Annotated in this window: 18 protein-coding genes, 1 tRNA gene and 1 rRNA gene; 7 read left to right on the top strand and 13 right to left on the bottom strand. The window is 61.5% G+C overall.

Annotated elements, in window-relative coordinates:
• Window positions 1-123 precede the first annotated feature (123 nt).
• Window positions 124-237, top strand: a 5S ribosomal RNA gene (gene rrf / locus E1N52_RS41560).
• Between the two features lie 189 nt (window positions 238-426).
• On the opposite strand, the gene E1N52_RS44465 is transcribed toward rrf, so the two are convergent.
• The gene (locus tag E1N52_RS44465; RefSeq protein ID WP_165822956.1) at window positions 427-600 is read right to left on the bottom strand and encodes a hypothetical protein; all 174 of its coding nucleotides are present in this window, start codon (window positions 598-600) and stop codon (window positions 427-429) included.
• Between the two features lie 133 nt (window positions 601-733).
• Between E1N52_RS44465 and E1N52_RS44470 the strand changes: the two genes are divergently transcribed.
• A complete protein-coding gene (locus E1N52_RS44470) occupies window positions 734-904 on the top strand; it encodes a hypothetical protein (protein ID WP_165979573.1) in 171 nt (56 codons plus the stop codon).
• Between the two features lie 29 nt (window positions 905-933).
• Here E1N52_RS44470 and E1N52_RS41565 read toward each other — a convergent pair whose 3' ends face one another.
• The 4 genes from E1N52_RS41565 to E1N52_RS41580 all read right to left on the bottom strand — a co-directional run bounded on the left by E1N52_RS41565 (window position 934) and on the right by E1N52_RS41580 (window position 5,048).
• Entirely contained in the window at window positions 934-2,286 is a 1,353-nt protein-coding gene (locus E1N52_RS41565; RefSeq protein WP_342777960.1) for an MATE family efflux transporter, read from the bottom strand.
• Complete coding sequence (locus E1N52_RS45155; protein ID WP_246089449.1) at window positions 2,283-2,591, bottom strand: DUF2288 domain-containing protein; 309 nt, start codon at window positions 2,589-2,591, stop codon at window positions 2,283-2,285. Before E1N52_RS45155 ends, E1N52_RS41565 begins: the two co-directional genes overlap by 4 nt.
• Window positions 2,592-3,249: 658 nt before the next feature.
• A complete protein-coding gene (locus E1N52_RS41575) occupies window positions 3,250-3,969 on the bottom strand; it encodes a peptidoglycan DD-metalloendopeptidase family protein (protein WP_133190751.1) in 720 nt (239 codons plus the stop codon).
• 164 nt (window positions 3,970-4,133) lie between these two features.
• The gene (locus tag E1N52_RS41580; RefSeq protein ID WP_133190753.1) at window positions 4,134-5,048 is read right to left on the bottom strand and encodes an aldose epimerase family protein; all 915 of its coding nucleotides are present in this window, start codon (window positions 5,046-5,048) and stop codon (window positions 4,134-4,136) included.
• A gap of 496 nt (window positions 5,049-5,544) precedes the next feature.
• Between E1N52_RS41580 and E1N52_RS41585 the strand changes: the two genes are divergently transcribed.
• The 4 genes from E1N52_RS41585 to E1N52_RS41600 all read left to right on the top strand — a co-directional run bounded on the left by E1N52_RS41585 (window position 5,545) and on the right by E1N52_RS41600 (window position 9,073).
• On the top strand, window positions 5,545-6,375 hold the full coding sequence (locus tag E1N52_RS41585; protein ID WP_133190755.1) for an undecaprenyl-diphosphate phosphatase: 831 nt from the start codon (window positions 5,545-5,547) through the stop codon (window positions 6,373-6,375).
• A gap of 116 nt (window positions 6,376-6,491) precedes the next feature.
• A tRNA-Arg gene (locus E1N52_RS41590) sits at window positions 6,492-6,568 on the top strand.
• Window positions 6,569-7,101: 533 nt separating this feature from the next.
• Complete coding sequence (locus E1N52_RS41595; protein WP_165979574.1) at window positions 7,102-8,316, top strand: AAA family ATPase; 1,215 nt, start codon at window positions 7,102-7,104, stop codon at window positions 8,314-8,316.
• Window positions 8,309-9,073, top strand: a complete 765-nt coding sequence (locus E1N52_RS41600; RefSeq protein WP_165979575.1) for a DUF4276 family protein — start codon at window positions 8,309-8,311, stop codon at window positions 9,071-9,073. The genes E1N52_RS41595 and E1N52_RS41600 overlap by 8 nt, the downstream gene beginning before the upstream one ends.
• A gap of 129 nt (window positions 9,074-9,202) precedes the next feature.
• On the opposite strand, the gene E1N52_RS41605 is transcribed toward E1N52_RS41600, so the two are convergent.
• From E1N52_RS41605 to E1N52_RS41645, 8 genes are all read right to left on the bottom strand, one after another.
• Entirely contained in the window at window positions 9,203-9,538 is a 336-nt protein-coding gene (locus tag E1N52_RS41605) for a hypothetical protein (RefSeq protein ID WP_133190761.1), read from the bottom strand.
• 664 nt (window positions 9,539-10,202) lie between these two features.
• Window positions 10,203-10,619 carry a putative PDDEXK endonuclease gene (locus tag E1N52_RS41615; protein WP_133190763.1) on the bottom strand — a complete coding sequence of 139 codons (417 nt, stop codon included), beginning with the start codon at window positions 10,617-10,619 and terminating at the stop codon, window positions 10,203-10,205.
• Window positions 10,620-10,622: 3 nt separating this feature from the next.
• A complete protein-coding gene (locus E1N52_RS41620) occupies window positions 10,623-12,827 on the bottom strand; it encodes an AAA family ATPase (protein WP_133190765.1) in 2,205 nt (734 codons plus the stop codon).
• A complete protein-coding gene (locus tag E1N52_RS41625; protein ID WP_133190767.1) occupies window positions 12,824-13,012 on the bottom strand; it encodes a hypothetical protein in 189 nt (62 codons plus the stop codon). Before E1N52_RS41625 ends, E1N52_RS41620 begins: the two co-directional genes overlap by 4 nt.
• On the bottom strand, window positions 13,009-13,356 hold the full coding sequence (locus tag E1N52_RS41630) for a hypothetical protein (protein ID WP_246089450.1): 348 nt from the start codon (window positions 13,354-13,356) through the stop codon (window positions 13,009-13,011). The genes E1N52_RS41625 and E1N52_RS41630 overlap by 4 nt, the downstream gene beginning before the upstream one ends.
• Window positions 13,353-13,592, bottom strand: coding sequence for a helix-turn-helix domain-containing protein (locus E1N52_RS41635; protein ID WP_133190769.1), 240 nt, complete (start codon window positions 13,590-13,592; stop codon window positions 13,353-13,355). Before E1N52_RS41635 ends, E1N52_RS41630 begins: the two co-directional genes overlap by 4 nt.
• 109 nt (window positions 13,593-13,701) lie before the next feature.
• On the bottom strand, window positions 13,702-14,454 hold the full coding sequence (locus E1N52_RS41640; RefSeq protein WP_133190771.1) for a hypothetical protein: 753 nt from the start codon (window positions 14,452-14,454) through the stop codon (window positions 13,702-13,704).
• Window positions 14,455-14,664: 210 nt separating this feature from the next.
• Window positions 14,665-16,047 carry an integrase family protein gene (locus E1N52_RS41645; protein WP_133190773.1) on the bottom strand — a complete coding sequence of 461 codons (1,383 nt, stop codon included), beginning with the start codon at window positions 16,045-16,047 and terminating at the stop codon, window positions 14,665-14,667.
• A gap of 506 nt (window positions 16,048-16,553) precedes the next feature.
• On the opposite strand from E1N52_RS41645, the gene E1N52_RS41660 reads away from it, so the two are divergent.
• The coding region (locus tag E1N52_RS41660) for a helix-turn-helix domain-containing protein (protein WP_246089378.1) at window positions 16,554-16,714 on the top strand (161 nt) is incomplete at its 3' end.

Here is a 16,714-nt window from a genome sequence, read left to right on the forward strand (position 1 = left end):
GAGAGATCGCGTGTTGTGCCTGAAACAACACAACCCCAATTCAGCAACACCTCTTTACGCTTCTTCCCGATTGGCTGTGGCGCCAGGTCCAAAAGACCCGATGCGACGCAGCAACCCGTCATGCCTGATGACCATAGCGAGCTGGTCCCACCCCTTCCCATCCCGAACAGGACCGTGAAACAGCTCCACGCCGATGATAGTGCGGATTGCCCGTGTGAAAGTAGGTAATCGTCAGGCTCCTTATGCAGTACGTCCAGAACCCCGGTGTCTCCGAAAGAGCACCGGGGTTCTGGCGTTTGGGCGCATGGAAAATAAAAGGCCAGCTGGTCGCTAACCGAACGACGCAGCAAAACCACTCACGGCCAGCTCGACTGGCCGCGGCGAGATTCAGGCAAGGTGCGCGCCGACGCGGTGCCGGCGCTGGGTTCAGTGCCTGCGGCGAACCCGGTCGAGCACGTGATGCTCGGCCAGCCAGTGATGCATCATGCCTTCGCCGTCGTGCTCTTTCCGGTAGGCGCGCGATTCGAAAATCGATAGCCCAAGCAGAACCAGCAGACCCACAGCAAGACCGATCAGACCCGCAATAGTTTCGGCATCCATGGCAGCCTCCTGTCGATTGCAGCCATGTCCGTATCTTAGAACAGTGTCGTAACGGAAAAAATAGCGATGTTTAGCCGCTTCGCTACTTATCCGGAGCGCCGCTCGAATCACCATTCAGAAAGGATTTGAGGCGATGTCCCGTGTTTATCTGGCCCTTGCAATGGCCGCTTTGCTTTCGGCATGCGCCGACAACGCAACGACCCACCGCCACGGCACCCCGCCGCAGGATCCGCCCGACTACCACGGTGTGCCGACAGACGACCGGCCGCCGATGATGATCGACAACCCGCCGCCTGCTCAGTAAGCGCCAACGGCTGCTTGGCGCGGTTGCCGTCAGCGCAACTGCACAGAGACAGGTGCGATCGCGCCGCTGATGCGCGGCAGCAGAGGCGAGAGCGTCAGGCCGCGCGCGGCCATGAAGACGAGCAGGGCGATCCACAGCCCATGATTGCCGAGCGGCCCGACCAGCGCCCATGACGCGCAAAGAAACACAGCCAGCGACACCGCCATGGCCTGCATGAGTTCGCGTGTGCGCGTCGCGCCGATGAAGACACCGTCCAGCAAAAAGCCCCAAACGGAAATGAGCGGCGAAAGCGCGGCCCATGGGAGGAATGCCTGGGCGGCGGCACGCACTGTCGGCTGGTCCGTTAGCTTCTCGATGATCCATGGGCCGCAGGCCCAATAAACCAACGAAAAACCGAAGGCACCCAGCGCTGCCCAGAACAGGTTGGTCTTCACGGCCTGGCGGAACGCATGGCGATTGCCCGCGCCGATCGCAGCGCCTACCAGCGCCTCGGCTGCATGGGCGAACCCGTCGAGACCATAGGCCATGAAGGTCTGGAAGTTGAGGAGTAGGGCGTTCGCTGCGAGGATCGCGTCGCCTTGCTTCGCGCCCAAATGCGCGAACCACCCAAACGAGCCCAGCAGGCAAAGCGTACGCAAAAAGATATCGCGATTGATCGCGACGAGGCGTTTGAGCGCTGCCGGCTCGAGCACAGTTTGCAACGCGAGCGGCGCGAGCCCGCGAGTACGAAGCCTCCACAATACGCAGGCACCGAAGACAAAACCGAGCGTATCGGCCGTAGCCGTCGCCGCGCCGATTCCGGCGATACCCCACCGCAGCCCATACACATAGGCGAGCACCGCAACGACGTTCGTCAGATTGATAAAGATCTGCGAAAGCAGCGCAATGCGCACGCGCTGCGTGCCGAGCAGATATCCGAGCACGACGTAGTTCGCCAAAGCGAAAGGCGCCGAGCCGATGCGAGCAAGGCAGTAGACCCCGGCGTTGCGCTGCACGTCTTCACTGCCGCCGATGGCCGCGAGCGTGTAGTGGATCAAGGGCGACTGAATCAGCAGGATCGCCGCGCCAATCGCGAATGCCAGCAGCAGGGCGCGCACGACATTCGCGCGCAATGCAGGGAGGTTGCGGGCGCCGTAGGCCTGTGCGACGAGACCCGTCGTCCCCATGCGCAGGAAGCCGAAACCCCAAAACACGAAGTTGAAGAACAGGCCGCCTAGTGCGACGCCGCCAAGATCGGCCGCGCTGCCGAGATGGCCTGCCACAGCCGTGTCGACGGCGCCAAGGATGGGCTGCGTGAGATTGGCGAGGACGATGGGAAACGCGAGCGTCAGCACGCGTCGATGCCAGCCTCGCTGGTCGGGCAGGGCCTCGGCGCCGCTCAAGCGCGTTCCTGCACGCACACCCACGGCGAGACGACGACCGCCCACAACTCCGGCTTGCGCGCCGAGTAATCGGCTGCGGTTTCTGCCGGCATGCGCGAGACGAGGCCCGACGACAGCCATTGCATGACGACCGCACTGTGGTCGTCGGCAATGGCCTCCGCCACGCTGACGAGGTCGAGGTCGCGCGCCACGCTCAGCAGCTTGCCTTGCGCAAAGAAACGTTCGAGATCCTGCCAGTCGATCTTGGCGGTTTCGCCGAGCAGCTTGGCATACGTCGGACTGGGGTTGGCGTCTTCGATAGTCATGATGATTGGGAATTCGTTGCGGCCGATACTATAAACGATAGTCTGCCTGTCGATCGGTGGCTGGATGTCGTACGCCGGACCCGCAGAAATAATCACATTAATAGTCGATATCCAGGCTTGTGGCGCCAAAATACAGACAATAAGCAACATTAAATCAGACAAACATCTGATCTAAGCGTGCTACGAATTGGTGTTTCAAATCTGTACACCACGCCGAATAAATGCATTGTTGCGTGCGCTTGCACACTAAAGCCAGCTGCTTCGAAAATGCGAAAAGCGCTGTGCTTTAAACCGACGATCCAGGCTCGCAAAACCCCTCGATAAAGCACTCTTCTTCAGCCTGAATCGCCCATCCAGCATGCCTTTGCGCCGATCTTCGACTTGTCGCTGTGTGTCATTCAAGCGTGTGATCTTATGCGCGTCGGCGGTTGATTCGGCATCCTCATTCGTTGCTGAAAAGTGATGCGACACATAATCCGTGCGCCGTAGCACATTTTCGCGCTAATTAAGTGATTGCGCCGCAGGAAGCCCGTTGATAGATTGCGATTCGGCGCATGGTAAACCGGTCCTTTGCCGATATGCGCCAAACCCCCGTTAGCCCGGCGCCATGCCGGGCTTTTTTTTCGTCCAATGATTTGGATGGCCGTAGCGGCCTGAATCAACGCGCGGGAAGTTCTCGAGTCGGATCGATCGAGCGCCCCTGGTATCGCAGCTCGAAATGCAGCATCACGCGATCGTTGTCGCTGCTGCCCATTTCCGCGATCTTCTGCCCTTGCGCGACGCTCTGACCTTCCTTCACGAACAACGCCTGATTGTGCGCATAGGCGGTCAGGTAATCGCCGTTGTGCTTGATGATCAGCAAGTTGCCGTAGCCACGCAGGCCATTACCGGCATAGACCACGGTACCGGGCGCCGCGGCGACGATGGGCGTGCCGGCCGCATTGGCGATGTCGATGCCCTTCGAGTTGCGGCCGTCAAAGTTGCGGATGACCTGGCCACTGGTCGGCCAGACGAGCGAAATCGACGGCGCGGCCGCCGCCGGTGCGGATGAAGGCGCGGATGCCGTATCGGTTGTTTCGGCGCTCTCCCGCGGGGCAGTCGCTGCGCTACGCGGCGGCGCGCCACCGGTGCGGGCGCTCGCTGTGCCGGCGGGCGGCTCTACGCGCAGGACCTGGCCGACTTCGATGGCGTCGGGGTTCGACAGATTGTTCCAGCGCACGATGTTTTGCACGGACTGGCGATTGCTGCGCGCGATCTTGTACACGGTGTCGCCGCGCTCCACGCGATAAAAGCCGGGGCCGACCGGAGCCGATCCGCACGCCGCGAGCAGCGCAACGAGCGCCGCACATGCAATCCGTCTGATTCCTGGTGCCAACATTGAACCTCGCATGACCTTGCCTCGACGGACCACGGTCCGCCGCGCTGGCAAAACGCCTGATTTTAGCGGGTTTGCCAGCGCAACTGGGGTTTTGCCTGACGAATGACTGACGAAGCAGTGGCACTCGTACCGGCGCCGCTCCAGCACAGCGCCGGCGTGAGCGACTAGCCGCCGAGCGTCTCGACGCCGAGGCGCAGCGTCGCCGTCTCCGTTTGACCCGGTGCGAGCCAGCGCAGGCCGAGGCCGTTGTGGATCGCGTCGGGCAGACCAAGCCAGGGTTCGACGCAGTAGAAGTCGGAGTCCGCGGCTTCCGTCCACGTCGTGACGGCGTACCAGGGAAGCGAGTCGGGCCGGCTCAGGTCGATCGTCACCGCGCGGCCGAGTCCCGGTGCTACGAGACGCACAGGCGCGGCGGGCGGTGTTGGCTCGAGTACATGGAAGCGGTCGATGATGCTTGCGTCGTCGAGCCTGTATTGCGCTTTGCCGGCCTCGGGCGCACTGATCGAACCGTCTGCGAGTTGATAGCGGAGTTGGGCAGGCGGCAGGTCGAGTGTCGTCTGCGCGCGCTGGCTATGGGGCAAGGCGAAATAAAAGTGATGGCCCGCGTACCAGGGAAGCGGATCCGTGCCGGTATTGGTCGCGGCGAGCGTCACGTCGAGCGTATGCGCGTCGGCAAGCCGGTAGACCGCTTCGAAGCGAAAGGAGAACGGGTAGCCAGTCCGTGTGGCGTCGGAGTCGACGAGCGTCATCGTCAGGCCTTGCCCATCGTCATCGACTTGCGCCGCGAACGGCAGGTCGCGCGCAAAGCCGTGCATCGGCAGATCGCGAACCACGCCCTGGGCGTCGCGCCAGCGCCCGATCTGGCCGTCTACGCGATGGCGGCCAAGGAAGGGGAAGAGCAGCGGATTGCCGCCGCGCACGCGTGCCGGCTCAGCCCAGTTCGCGTTTTCCGGCCACACAATGACCGGCTGGCCGCCGATGTGCCACGAGAGCAAACGGCCGCCGGCCCACGGCGCGAAGCGCAGCGTCGAGGCACCGCGGGTGAGGGTGAGGATGTCCTGTTCTGGATGTGCGTTCATGGGCGGGCCTGGAGTGGGTCGAAGGAGGGCGGCGCGGATGCACCGGGCAGAGGCGGATTTTGCGCCGCTTTCTCATGCGTGAAAACCCTCGTCGGGAAAGCGTGGGTGTCGTTGACGGATGAGAGTCAGGATAATCCGCATGACCGTGCGGTGGCGCACAGAGCATTTTCGCAGGAGACCTCCCATGGACCTCGCAATGGCAATGAGCATGGCTCTGTTCAGCCTCTTTGTCGGTAGCAGCGCGTATTTCTTCTACAAGATGGCGCGCTGACCGCGCCGTATTCCGTCACCATCGTTTGGCTCCCGCGAGCGCGACACGCGCATTCGCGCCAGGATCCGTGCATTCGCAGCCAATTTTGTTGCGACGCGGTAACTTTTCTGACAAATCCATCTCGAAGCTTGGCGCTGCAATGCGGCCCAGGCATAATCGGTGCGCTTTGCCGCACCGGCTCCGCAACGGTCCGGCCCCTTACACCACCATTACGAGGATCCGCGCGTGAGTCTCTGGTTTCTATTCTTCCTGAGCGTGTTGCAAGGCGTAACCGAACTGTTTCCCGTGAGCAGTCTTGGCCATACCCTGCTCGTGCCGGCGCTGTTCGGCATGCACATCGACAAGCACGCGCCGCAATTGCTGCCGTTCCTCGTCGCATTGCACCTGGGAACCGCCGTCGCGCTGCTCTGGTATTTCCGTGAGCGCTGGGTCGCATTGATCAGCGGCTTCTTTGCCTCGCTGGGCGGCCGCAAGAACGACGACGGGCACATGATGTGGGCGCTCATCATCGGTACGATTCCGACGGGTATCGTTGGCCTCGTGCTCGAAAAGCGCATCGAAGCCATCTTCCACGATCTGCGTATCGTCGCGGCTGCGTTGATGGTCAATGGCGTACTGCTGTGGTTCGGCGATCGCCTCCAGCGCGCGCGTGCGCATCGTCCGCCCGAGAAACTCACGTTCCGCCAGGCATTCCTCGTCGGACTCGCGCAGATCGGCGCGCTCATTCCCGGCTTTTCGCGCAGCGGCCTCACGATGATCGCCGGCAATGCGGCAGGCCTCACGGCAGAAAAGGCTGCGGAGTTCTCGTTCCTGCTCGGCACGCCGATCATCTTCGCGGCTGGTGTGCTCGAACTGCCCAAGCTCTTCCACGCTCGCGATCAGCTGATGACGGCGGTCGTTGGCGGCGTGCTCACGGGTATTGCGGCCTGGCTGAGCGTGAAGTTCCTCATGAAATATTTCGAGGGACGCGGGCGCCTCGCTTCGTTCGGTGCGTACTGCCTGATCGCGGGCGCGATTTTCCTTGGCTGGTTCGCGCTGCATCAGCAGCCGGTTTAATTCTGGCGCGAAGGCCCCTGGCAGGTGTCACGAGCGAGGCGCGACCGCGTGAGACGATCGCGGTATAATCCAGCCCCGTCTTGGCGAGGCCCACCTGCGGCCTTGCCCACGGTCACGCGACAGTAGCTCAGCTGGATAGAGCATCGGCCTTCTAAGCCGAGGGTCGGGGGTTCGAGCCCCTCCTGTCGCGCCAATGTTTTCAGGCACTTAGCCCGGTTTTTGTGACCGGGCTTTTTGCTTTCTGGACCTGTGTAAGTGCAGGTGTAAGGAAATTTTCGCGACGCGACAAGACAAATATGCTCGTACTATGGTCGGCCATTCCGGTTACTGCGGGCCGGTCACTGGCATGCTGACGCGTTGGAGCCGGGCCCGTTCTCGCAGTGTGCATTCGAGAAGTCGCTTGCATAAATGAGACGCCGCTGGAAGCCCAGCTGCCGCCTGCGCGAAGATCCGTGCAATGCTATCGGCCCAGAAGCGGTCGTTCGTGTAGGTCGTTAGATCGTTGTAGGGGGCTCGGCAGTCTGCAACCGCCCCCAATCGCAATCTCGCTGGGCCAATGCGTTTCGCATCGTGCGACTTGCCACCCTGTTCAAGGTGCAGAATACAGGCCCAATCTTCACTTCGCACAGGTCCGTACTACGTATAATGCGGGCTGACGGGAGTCTCACCTGCGGGGCAATTGGTGGACATATTACGAGCGTCTCTACTTATTTGACGGCAGCCGAAATGCAACTGAGAACATTTAGCTATAAAGAGTGGGCCGGTCATGAGCAAGAATGGATTTTGGATGAGTTACTGCTCGGCTCTCGAAACCTTGTGGTAGGGAAGAACGCGTCAGGCAAAACCCGTACGCTAAATGTCATATATGGGCTTTCTGCTCATTTCGTCGGTGCTGGCATCCCGACTCTATGTGACGAATTTCGTGCGACGTTTGAGCATAACGAAAAGCAATACATATACGAACTCGATTATAAGAATAGACAAGTCACTCACGAGCGTTTGATTATTGACGGCGTTGTTTACCTCGATCGAGGCGAAAATGGGATCGGTGAAATCGTTGCGGAGAAGGTTAATTCCTCGAACCCGACGCAGAGAATCCCGTTTCAAGCCCCGCCCCACATAGTAGCCGTATTCGTTCGACGAGACGCGATTCAACACAGTTTCCTTGAGCCGCTCTTTCAATGGGCGAATGAGGTGCGCATTTACCGTTTCGCAGGCGAAGGTACCAAAGGCAACCTTGCTCAGTTCCTTGACGGTGGTCCGGAAGCGAATGATCGAGACGAGCGGCAAGTTGTGGGCAGATTCTATGCGACGAAAAAACGCTTCCCTGACGTCTTCCTGGAGGAACTTAAGAAAGATCTCAAGTTCGTGGGCTACGAAATAGATGACGTGTTCGTCGGGCCGCCGAATTCGGTGATTTTTGAGGTCCAAGGCCCCGCCGGGACCCCAGCCCTTAACTGCTTGCTGATAAGGGAATCGGGAGTGCGTGCAGTCATCGATCAGTTCAGCATGTCAAGCGGGCTGTTTCGAGTCTTAGCCCTGCTTATTCACGTAAACGCGGCGCTCTTAAATCGGTCAGCAACTACGCTGCTCATCGATGACATTGGGGAGGGCTTGGATTTTGAACGCTCTCTCGCACTAATACAGCGAGTCCGAGAAAAGGCGGCGAAGTCCAACCTTCAGCTAGTTATCTCGACCAACGATAAGTTCGTTATGGACAGCATTCCGCTTGACGAGTGGACTGTGTTAAGGCGTGTTCAACATCGCGTGACCGTTCAAAATTATACCAACTCGAAGGATTTATTTGATCGGTTTGCATTCACCGGGCTCAAGAACTTTTCTTTCTTTGAAATGAATGCTACGGAGTCGGTGTCCATTGATATGGACGAAGATGACGAAGATGACGAGCAGGACGAATCCGGGGACCCGTACCATGCGTAGGATCGCGTTTTTCGTCGAGGGGCGAACAGAAGTTCATTTTGTCGAACGCTTCTTGCGCGATTTAGCCAACCGCGACGAAATCACTATCGACAAGCGCGAAATACTTGGCGGTGGCAAATCTGGAGCCGCACTTACGATTACGTCTATTGATGCGACGCACCGCGCCAGTGATGAGAAGTTTTACGTTTTAATTCACGACTGCGTCGGCGAGAATAATGTTAAGCCTAGGCTCGCGGAACAGCATCAAGCGCTCACTGCCGCTGGGTATGAGGTCATCGTTGGAATTCGTGACGTGCGACCGCAGTACAGCGCCACGACACTTTCGACGCTGAGGAAGAGCATGAAATCTGCGATCGATAAAAACCTCGCGCCAGTCGTTTTCATCCTTCCGTTGGAAGAGGTTGAAGCCTGGTTCTTAGCCGAGCATACGCACTTCGAGCGCATTGCCCCGCAGATCACTGTGCCAGCGATTGTCGCAAACCTCGGTTTCGATCCGGCAAATGACGATATGACGCAACGGCCGACTCCGGCTGACGACCTGGCTGCGTGCTACCGTTTGGGGGGGCGCAGTTATACCAAGCGAAAGACTAAACGAACGGTGAATGCATTGGACATGCAGCTGGTTCGAACCACTGTCGCCGACAAAATGTCCGAACTGAAAAAGCTTGTGCGTATCGTCGATAAATTTCTGACTCCGATTGCATCGGCTGAAGTCCAGGCGGCGCCGGGCGCGAGCGCTGCGGCACCCGTTGAATAGCAGAAACGTCTACCGAAACAGGGTGCATTCAATTTAGTTTCGGAATACGTCGTGTCGCGTGGGGTGTTGTCCTGCTAGGTTTTGATAAGTCATGCATCTCGCGCGCCACTAGAAACACGCAGGCTTCCGCTAGTCGAAGCGACGATTGCGAACTCGACGTTTGACTTCGCCGTTCGCACGAGTAAGCGCGGAATCTTGCAGGTTTGCTTCGCGGTCGCGGTCGCGAATCTCAGCCAACCTGTCGGCAGCCTGCCGCTGAAGTGCGAGCGCGCGGGCGCGTACATCGTCTCCAGGCCATCCCAACGCGCATCCCAGCACTTCCATTGCACCCGCCAGCCACGCCGTTTCGAGTGCCGTAGCAAGGGGCCGCGAAAGATTGTGGCGTTTGCCCGTTATCACACTGTCAAACCAGACAGCGTTCAGTTCCGGCACCCTGCGGTAAAAGCCCTTCGGTTCGCGTCTCATTCGCGCCCCCTTGCGATAGGTTTGTCCTATTCGTTGCAACGGCTCGCATTCCGAATCCAGACGCCAGAAATAGCGGTTCGCCTGCCATCGGCATGCAGCGCCGCACTGCCGGGCACGCAGCCGCGCACTGGGAACCGTGTGCGCACCACAATACGAAATGTCGGCGCCCGTACCGCCTCTGGCCGCCTACCGCCTTGCAGCTTCTTCTGCTCGGGGCGTTCCGGCCATAAGACTTACAGTGTGGCACTCATAAATCCAGTTCGTCATCGGCCAGCCCTCCGCCTACGGGCGCAGCCTGCCGCTTGGCCTGCGGCGCCCTGTATCCAGGCTGCGACTGGCGGGCGTGCTGTACGGCGGCGCGGCGCTTCGTGACGTGGTAGGCGCTCGATACCGCGCTCGCGGTCAGACGCACCTGCGGCCTCGGTTCGCCCGGCTCGGGCTGCCACGCCAACGGTAAGCGCACCGGCCAGCGCCACGCTGTCGCCGTCACCCAGCGCCAGCAACGCGCCCTTTGCGGTATCGCCAAACGCCGCAACGTCCACGAATAGCGATTCGCCATCGCCGGTCGCGCAGCGCACTTTCGCTGTCACGAATCGGTGTTTGCGGTCGCGGCTTGTTCGCTCGGTCGGCGCGCCGTGCAACTCGCCACTCACCAGTCCGTCAATCATTGCGCCACCTCCAGCACCGGGGCGCACTCGCGCGCCACCGCTGCCCATGCGTGAATCGAACCCTCAACGGTCAGCCCGTATCCGCGCCACGTCTGCGCGTCCGGCACCGGCAGCAACGCCGACACGGGCCAGACTGCGCGCCATTCGTCGCGGTCGAGCCGATAGAACAGGACGGGCAGCAACCCGGCTGCCGCCGCTTGATGCGCTGCTTGCTCCCACCAGTCGCGCACGTCCGAACGCGTGGCCCGCGCGTGGCGTTTCACTTCCCCGCACCAGCCGGGCACGCCCTCAATATCGCTGTCGCCTTCGTGCTGGCGGACCCGGCGCCGCACGTCCCAGCCGGTCAGGTCGCGCACCAGCGCGGCAATCTCGCGTTCGCCGCTACTGCCTTTTCGCCGCTGCATTGCTCCCATAACTCACACTCCAGGCTCCGAAGAATCCACACTCCCGGCAATGTCCCCTTCGGGCGAACCGTCCAAAGGGGCAGACCGCAAACTCCTGCCAGAGCCGAAGGGGACACGGTCCCCCGAAGGGGACACGATAGAGAGTCCGGGATTCTTCGTGTCCCCTTCGGCGCATGTCCCCTTTGCAAGCGCCCATTGCCAGCCACCGCTCATGCTCACCTTGCGCTTTTCGACGCCCAACTTTCGCGCCGCACGCTGCATCGTTTTCCAGGAGTACCCCGCACCCTGCGCATCCCAAGCGAGACGGCTTGCCATTACGGGACCGTCCGCGAGCAGGTCTGCGAGCATCACGGTCGCCTCATCAAATTCCGTCTTGTCGTCGCCGTCCTGCTCAACATCGCCCAGCAGGTCGCGGGCGTTCCCGTCGAGCCATTCACCCCACGCAATGCGGCTGGCTTCGTAGGCAACGCAATCGACTTGCTCAAGCGCATAGCTGAATCCGCCTGTATCAGGCGCGATGTTGCTTTTCGCGCGGGCGAACACATGGCGCTCCGACGCGTCGTCATGCGCGGCGACCAGCACCATGCGGGCAAGCGCACCAAACGCCTGCGAGCCAATGACGCGTTCGACGGGCGCATTGCCGCGTGACCCTTTCGAAAAATGCGAAATTCCCAGCACGGCGCAGTGATATGAGGCGGCGAGATCAACCAGTGGTTGCAGGTTGCGACGCACATCGTTGGCCTTATGGGCATCGCCGCTAACGGCGGAAACGATGGGGTCGATAATCAGCAGATGCGCGCCGCCGAGCGCGGCAATACGCTGCGCTAGTCGTGGGATGTCAGATGCGGGGTCGAAGGGTTGCAACCTGCCGTCCGCGTCCACAGTTCCATCAATAAAACGCACGCTAGCTAGGTCAGCACCCGCCGCCAGCAAACGCGGCACCAGCGTGTCGGCGGCATCATCCTCACCGCTCCAGATGAGAACGTTGCCGGGTTCCCTGCATGCGCAGCCATCCGGCCATGAGCCAGCGCATGAAACGACTGCCGCGAAATGCATCGCGATGGTCGTTTTCCCGACCCCGGCGCACCCCGCGAGTACTGACAGTTTTCCCAGAGGCAGGAATCCCGGCCAAAGCCACTCCACGCGCTCAGGTGTCACGTCGGCGGCGCGCGTAAGTAAAACGCCACCCGGCTCGCCGTCGCCGCTCGCGTCTGCATCGCAAGGCGGTTCCGTTTCTGGCTGGCGAGGCTTTGCCAGCAGGTCCGCCAGCGCCTCATCGCCATGCGCAGCGGCGTAGTCGCCAGCGTCGTAGTTCGGCAGCGCATCGTCGGGCATTGGCACCCAGGCGCCGCGCACCTCGTGCGCCACTTTCTCGGCGGTCGCCTCCTGCCCACGGTCGGGCATCAGGACGATTTGCGCATCTGGCCAGCGGGCGTGCAGTGCCTTGGCGACGGTCAAAAAGCGGCCCACGCCCGCCGTTACCACCGCCGCTGCATGGTAGTCGGCACGCACACACGCCCATGCGGTGGCGATGCCTTCGCAGACGTACAGGCGGCCATCGGGTGCGACGCTGCCAGTGATAAATGCGCTGTCGGCAAACGGCGCACCGGACAAATTCAGCTTGCGCCCCTCCGCCTCGGACGGCGGCACGAATTGCACCGTGCGCAACGTGCCATCTGCGATGCTCCGGTACGGCACCGCCAGCCAGGCCGCCATGCTGTGGCCGCTTATGGTCAACCGGGCGTCGTCGGGCACCACGCGCAGGCCCTCGGCCACGCCGCCCTTGGCGCGGATATAACCGTGCGATTCGGGCGCGCTCGCGTAGCTGTCCCACAACGCCTGAACGTCCACACCCGGCATTTTCTCGCTCGCCGTGGGCGCCTGGCTGGCGGGTCGTGCGGCGCCGTTCGTGACTGGCGGGCGCGGCGGCACGTGGCCGTTCGCCTTGCGCGGGTCGCGCCAGCCTGCGCGGCTCGCGGCATCAAAGAGCGTTCCTGCGCCAACGCCGCCGCTGGGCTTGATGGAACGCCACACGCCGCGCGTGGACGGCTCGCCGCCGTAGTTCGCGCCCTGCCGGGACCATTCCACGAAGTCATCCTCGCTCAGGCCCGCCGCCTTCGCGGCCATGCCAATACGCACCCAGGTATCGCGGTCGCATCCTGCATCGAGCGTCCAAAGCGCGCCGCGCGTGCGGTCGTAATCGTCGGCGCCGTTCATTTTCCGGCCTCCTGCGCGTCGCGCTCCGCCAGAAGCCGCACGCCCTCCTGCAACACGAAGTGCATGGCGTGATGCATCTGCTCTGGGGCGCCCGGCACTTCCGGCGGCCAGCCCATCGCTGCGAGTTCGGCGCGGTATTTCGCCACCTGCTCGGGTGTCAGTGCGTCATCAGCAGGGGCATTCATGCTGCACCCCGCCTGGCGGTGCGCGTGGCCCAGCGCGTCAGCTTGTGGCGGTCGCTGGCGGACAGGTGATACACGCCGCGCAGCACTTCGCGTCCGTCGCGGTCGAATGTGGGGATACGCGTACAGGGAATGTCGAGTGCCAGCGCGCGCAGGTCGGCAATCAACGCGGGGCCGTTGCTCGCACCCGCAATGCCGTCGATAGATTTGCGCGTGCGGGCACGCACACGCAGCGCGGCAATTACGCGCAGATGGCGAACGTTACCAGTTCCGGCGAAATCGTTAGAATCGCCAGGCAGATGCGATGCGCCCGGCTCGCCGTTTTGGGAGTTGGGCTTTTTTTTCACTTCGTGCCCCCAGCCAGCAGGGCGCGCACGTCTGCTGCGCTCCACGCGAGACGGCGACCAACACGCACGGGGCGAATCGGGCCGTTTTCGAGGCAGGCCCACTTGTGCAGGGTTTGCGGCTTGAGTCCCAGCGCCACGGCGGCTTCGTCCGTGGTGAGCGCGGGTTCGATACCGCGCGCCGTCAGGCCAACAGCAATTGCGGCGCGCGCATCATGCGGGGTTTGAATGTTTTCCATCGCCGTAACCTTTCCCGAATCGGACGGGAATTGATTGAGACGATGGTTAAGCTATGGCAGGCTGCACGATTCTCCGATAGATGCGCGCACTATCGCACCTTGGCGCGCGTTATCGCGCCTTCGCGCGCCGCATCCGGTCGGCCAGATTCTTTTTCGTGAGCACGTCCGGCACGCCGGTTTTCTGGTGTTCTGCGCCACGATACTGCACGCCATCCGATGAGTAACCAATCAGCACACCAAATTGCTGTTCGGCCAGCTTCTGGAGTTCACCGTACACGCTGCTAGGGTCGTCTGAGTCAGCCGCACGCCGTTGAGCTTCCTCAATTTCAACGCGCGGCGGATGAATTCTCTTCTGGTGGTTCGTTACCACCATGCTCGCTGCGGGTGCGAGCGACGGCGCCGGAGCCACGTCGCTCGCAGGCTCGGGCGCCGTAGGCCGCTCATCGGCACCCGCCGATTCAGGTGCCGCGCCACTCGCTGCCGCTTGTTGTGCCGTGTCAGCCGCTGCGGCGCTTTCACTGGCTACCGCCTCGCTTGCCGGTTTCGGCGCCGTTTGCGACTCATCGGTTTGCGTGTCGTCGGTCGGCATATCAGATACCGAAACGTCGCACATCGCGGCAAACTGTTCGAACTGTGCGCGTTTGAGAACTGCCGACTTTGTCAGCACCGCCCATGCGGTTCCGCTCGGCATGGCGTCTATGCGCGATGCGTGGTCGTGTGCCACAACGCGCCCATCGCGCAGTGCATCGCGCAGACGGCGTTCGAACGTCTCGGTCAACAATGCAGTATCGTCGCGCATCGCTGGCGGCTCATCGTCATTGGCGGCGCGTGCCAGAAGCTCCGGGGCCGCGAAGAGCTCCACAGCCGTACTCCTGGCTGGCAGGTAGAGCGTGCGGGCGCCCGGTTCACCCAGGCCGAATGCCTGCGTTCGCCCGGCGGGTGCAACAGGGTCCGAAACGCCCGATTCGGTCGACGGTAGAATGCAGTTAGCCATTGCCGTGCCTCGCGACAGACAGGGTGTTTGGTCAGGCGGCGCGCCCAGCGCGAACTAGGCGCGTCGCTGCCCAATATTTCACTTCACGGCATGCATGCCCTGTTTTGCATCCTCGGGCCTGAAGGCGATTTTGGCCTCAGCCAGAATCCATGCCTCAATTCGTTTGTGCCAGAGCCTAAGCAGGTCAAGCGGGCGGCGGCGGTAGTGCTTTTCAGCCAGTGCGCTCGGCTTGTGCCCCTGAATCTGCGCCACGACGCCTACCGGGCATTCCACCCATTCTGCCAATGTGCCGAACGAACGGCGCAGGCCGTGCAGACTCAAACGGGGCAGGGCAGCCGCCGCAAGTGCTTTGTGGTGCGCAATTCGGGGCTCGGCCAGCTTGCCATCTGCCGCTGTCTTACTCGCAAAAACCCACGGCGAAGGCGCCCAAGTTTTGCCCTCGGCAGTAAGCCTGCGCAACTGGCGAACGTTCGGAGGCGTTTCGTTCAGCCGCTTCAATTCGAGCAGCAAGGACGCAAGGTAGGGTGTCAGCGGGATAACGCGGCCTGTTTCCGTTTCCACCTTGTCCGCAAGGTGCAGGCTGCGCCATTGAAAATCCACATCGTCCCAGCGCAGCGCGGCCATTTCCTCGCGGCGCGCGCCTGTCAGCAACAGGGCTTGCAGGTAGGCAGAAATGACGGGGTTCGCGATACGTCGTACGCCTTCGAACCACAGTTGTAGCTGCTCGCGCTGCAAGCAATCGTCTTTTGCCTTCGGGCGTGGCACCGCATCGCGAACAGTGCGGGCGCTATACGCGTTTACGGGCACAATCCCGGAATACTCGGCGTGCTCATTGCACCAGCGAACAAATGCGCGCAGCTTGCGATAGCACTGCTCGGCGTTTGTTGGTCGGTCCTGCGCCTCGCTGTGGAGCCAGGTTGCGATTCGCTCAGGGGAAAGGTCGGATAGCGTGAGCGTCATGAGCGGGGCGAGAGGTCCGGCAACGGTCAAGCCTTGCCCGCGCTTTTTCGGCTCACCGCCTGCCTGCGCGAGATTCAGATGGTCCCGGTGGTGGCGTTCGCTCCACTTCGCTTTGTGAGCGTCGAGGTACGAGCGCCATACCTCAGCCACTGATGCGCTCTTACGCTTTTCGGTCGAGCGGCGCACCTCTGCGGTGGCGCGGTCTGCTTCCGCTGTGGCCTTCTTTTCCTCGCGCGGGTCACGGCCTGCATCAATTAGGCGTTGCAACCGTCGAGCTTCCTCGCGGGCATGGGCGATGTCCCAATCTCGCGGTTTGCCAATGGTCATGCGGAATTCGCGACCATCGCTCAGGCATGCCTGGAACACGTAGGACCGTGTGCCCTTCGCAGTGGCGCGCAGCGCCAGCCCCACCGCCTCGCTGTCCCAAAGGAAAGATTGCTGCCTACCCGGCTCGCATACGTAATCGCGCACCCGCGCGGCTGTGAATTTCACCCTTGCCATACTTGTCCTCGTCGCGCTTACATCGGGCAGCCCGTCAGTCGTGTAAGTGCCCGTGTAAGTAAATTCTACGACAATAGGTCAATTTGTATCAATGTGGCAGATTGGTTGGTGGCGGGTAAAATCCTTATCCAGTGGGATTTACAGGGGTATTCTGGAATCTGCGTCAATCTCTGGAAAAGTGAAATTGCTCGGCCTTCTAAGCCGAGGGTCGGGGGTTCGAGCCCCTCCTGTCGCGCCAATAGAATCAAGTACTTAGCCCGGTTTTGTGACCGGGCTTTTTGCTATCTGGCACTCGTGTAGGTGAGGTGTAGGTTTTGCGGTACGCTCCGCCATCGCTTCGTTGCGATCAGTAATCTCAAATTTTCGCAACCCCCGATGGGCGGGCAAATTCCCCCACCTGTGGGCACCTCAAAATCCCCCACCTAGAGACACGCGGAGCATGATGCTGGCGCGGTCTGGCAGGACGTTACCTTGCACCCCTCGAATGAAGAAGAGGGGTTGTTGGAGTGAATGTCTTGAAGCCGCATCTGCAAACAACCATCGCCACGCTCGTCGCAGCGGGCAAACGTCAGCGGGAGATCGCCCGGATTACGGGCGTTGACCGGAAGACGATCCGTAAGTACCAGGAGCAATTCGCGGCGGCGCAGGCAAATTCCCCCACGGTGCC

Source organism: Paraburkholderia guartelaensis (assembly GCF_004353905.1).
Lineage (GTDB): Bacteria > Pseudomonadota > Gammaproteobacteria > Burkholderiales > Burkholderiaceae > Paraburkholderia > Paraburkholderia guartelaensis.

Coding starts and splice junctions, on each gene's coding strand:
- E1N52_RS41615 (WP_133190763.1), bottom strand. CDS start 10,619: ATGGGAGCAATGCAGCGGCGAAAAGGCAGTAGCGGCGAACGCGAGATT.
- E1N52_RS41575 (WP_133190751.1), bottom strand. CDS start 3,969: ATGTTGGCACCAGGAATCAGACGGATTGCATGTGCGGCGCTCGTTGCG.
- E1N52_RS41595 (WP_165979574.1), top strand. CDS start 7,102: ATGCAACTGAGAACATTTAGCTATAAAGAGTGGGCCGGTCATGAGCAA.
- E1N52_RS44470 (WP_165979573.1), top strand. CDS start 734: ATGTCCCGTGTTTATCTGGCCCTTGCAATGGCCGCTTTGCTTTCGGCA.
- E1N52_RS45155 (WP_246089449.1), bottom strand. CDS start 2,591: ATGACTATCGAAGACGCCAACCCCAGTCCGACGTATGCCAAGCTGCTC.
- E1N52_RS41620 (WP_133190765.1), bottom strand. CDS start 12,827: ATGAACGGCGCCGACGATTACGACCGCACGCGCGGCGCGCTTTGGACG.
- E1N52_RS44465 (WP_165822956.1), bottom strand. CDS start 600: ATGGATGCCGAAACTATTGCGGGTCTGATCGGTCTTGCTGTGGGTCTG.
- E1N52_RS41635 (WP_133190769.1), bottom strand. CDS start 13,592: ATGGAAAACATTCAAACCCCGCATGATGCGCGCGCCGCAATTGCTGTT.
- E1N52_RS41605 (WP_133190761.1), bottom strand. CDS start 9,538: ATGAGACGCGAACCGAAGGGCTTTTACCGCAGGGTGCCGGAACTGAAC.
- E1N52_RS41625 (WP_133190767.1), bottom strand. CDS start 13,012: ATGAATGCCCCTGCTGATGACGCACTGACACCCGAGCAGGTGGCGAAA.
- E1N52_RS41600 (WP_165979575.1), top strand. CDS start 8,309: ATGCGTAGGATCGCGTTTTTCGTCGAGGGGCGAACAGAAGTTCATTTT.
- E1N52_RS41580 (WP_133190753.1), bottom strand. CDS start 5,048: ATGAACGCACATCCAGAACAGGACATCCTCACCCTCACCCGCGGTGCC.
- E1N52_RS41645 (WP_133190773.1), bottom strand. CDS start 16,047: ATGGCAAGGGTGAAATTCACAGCCGCGCGGGTGCGCGATTACGTATGC.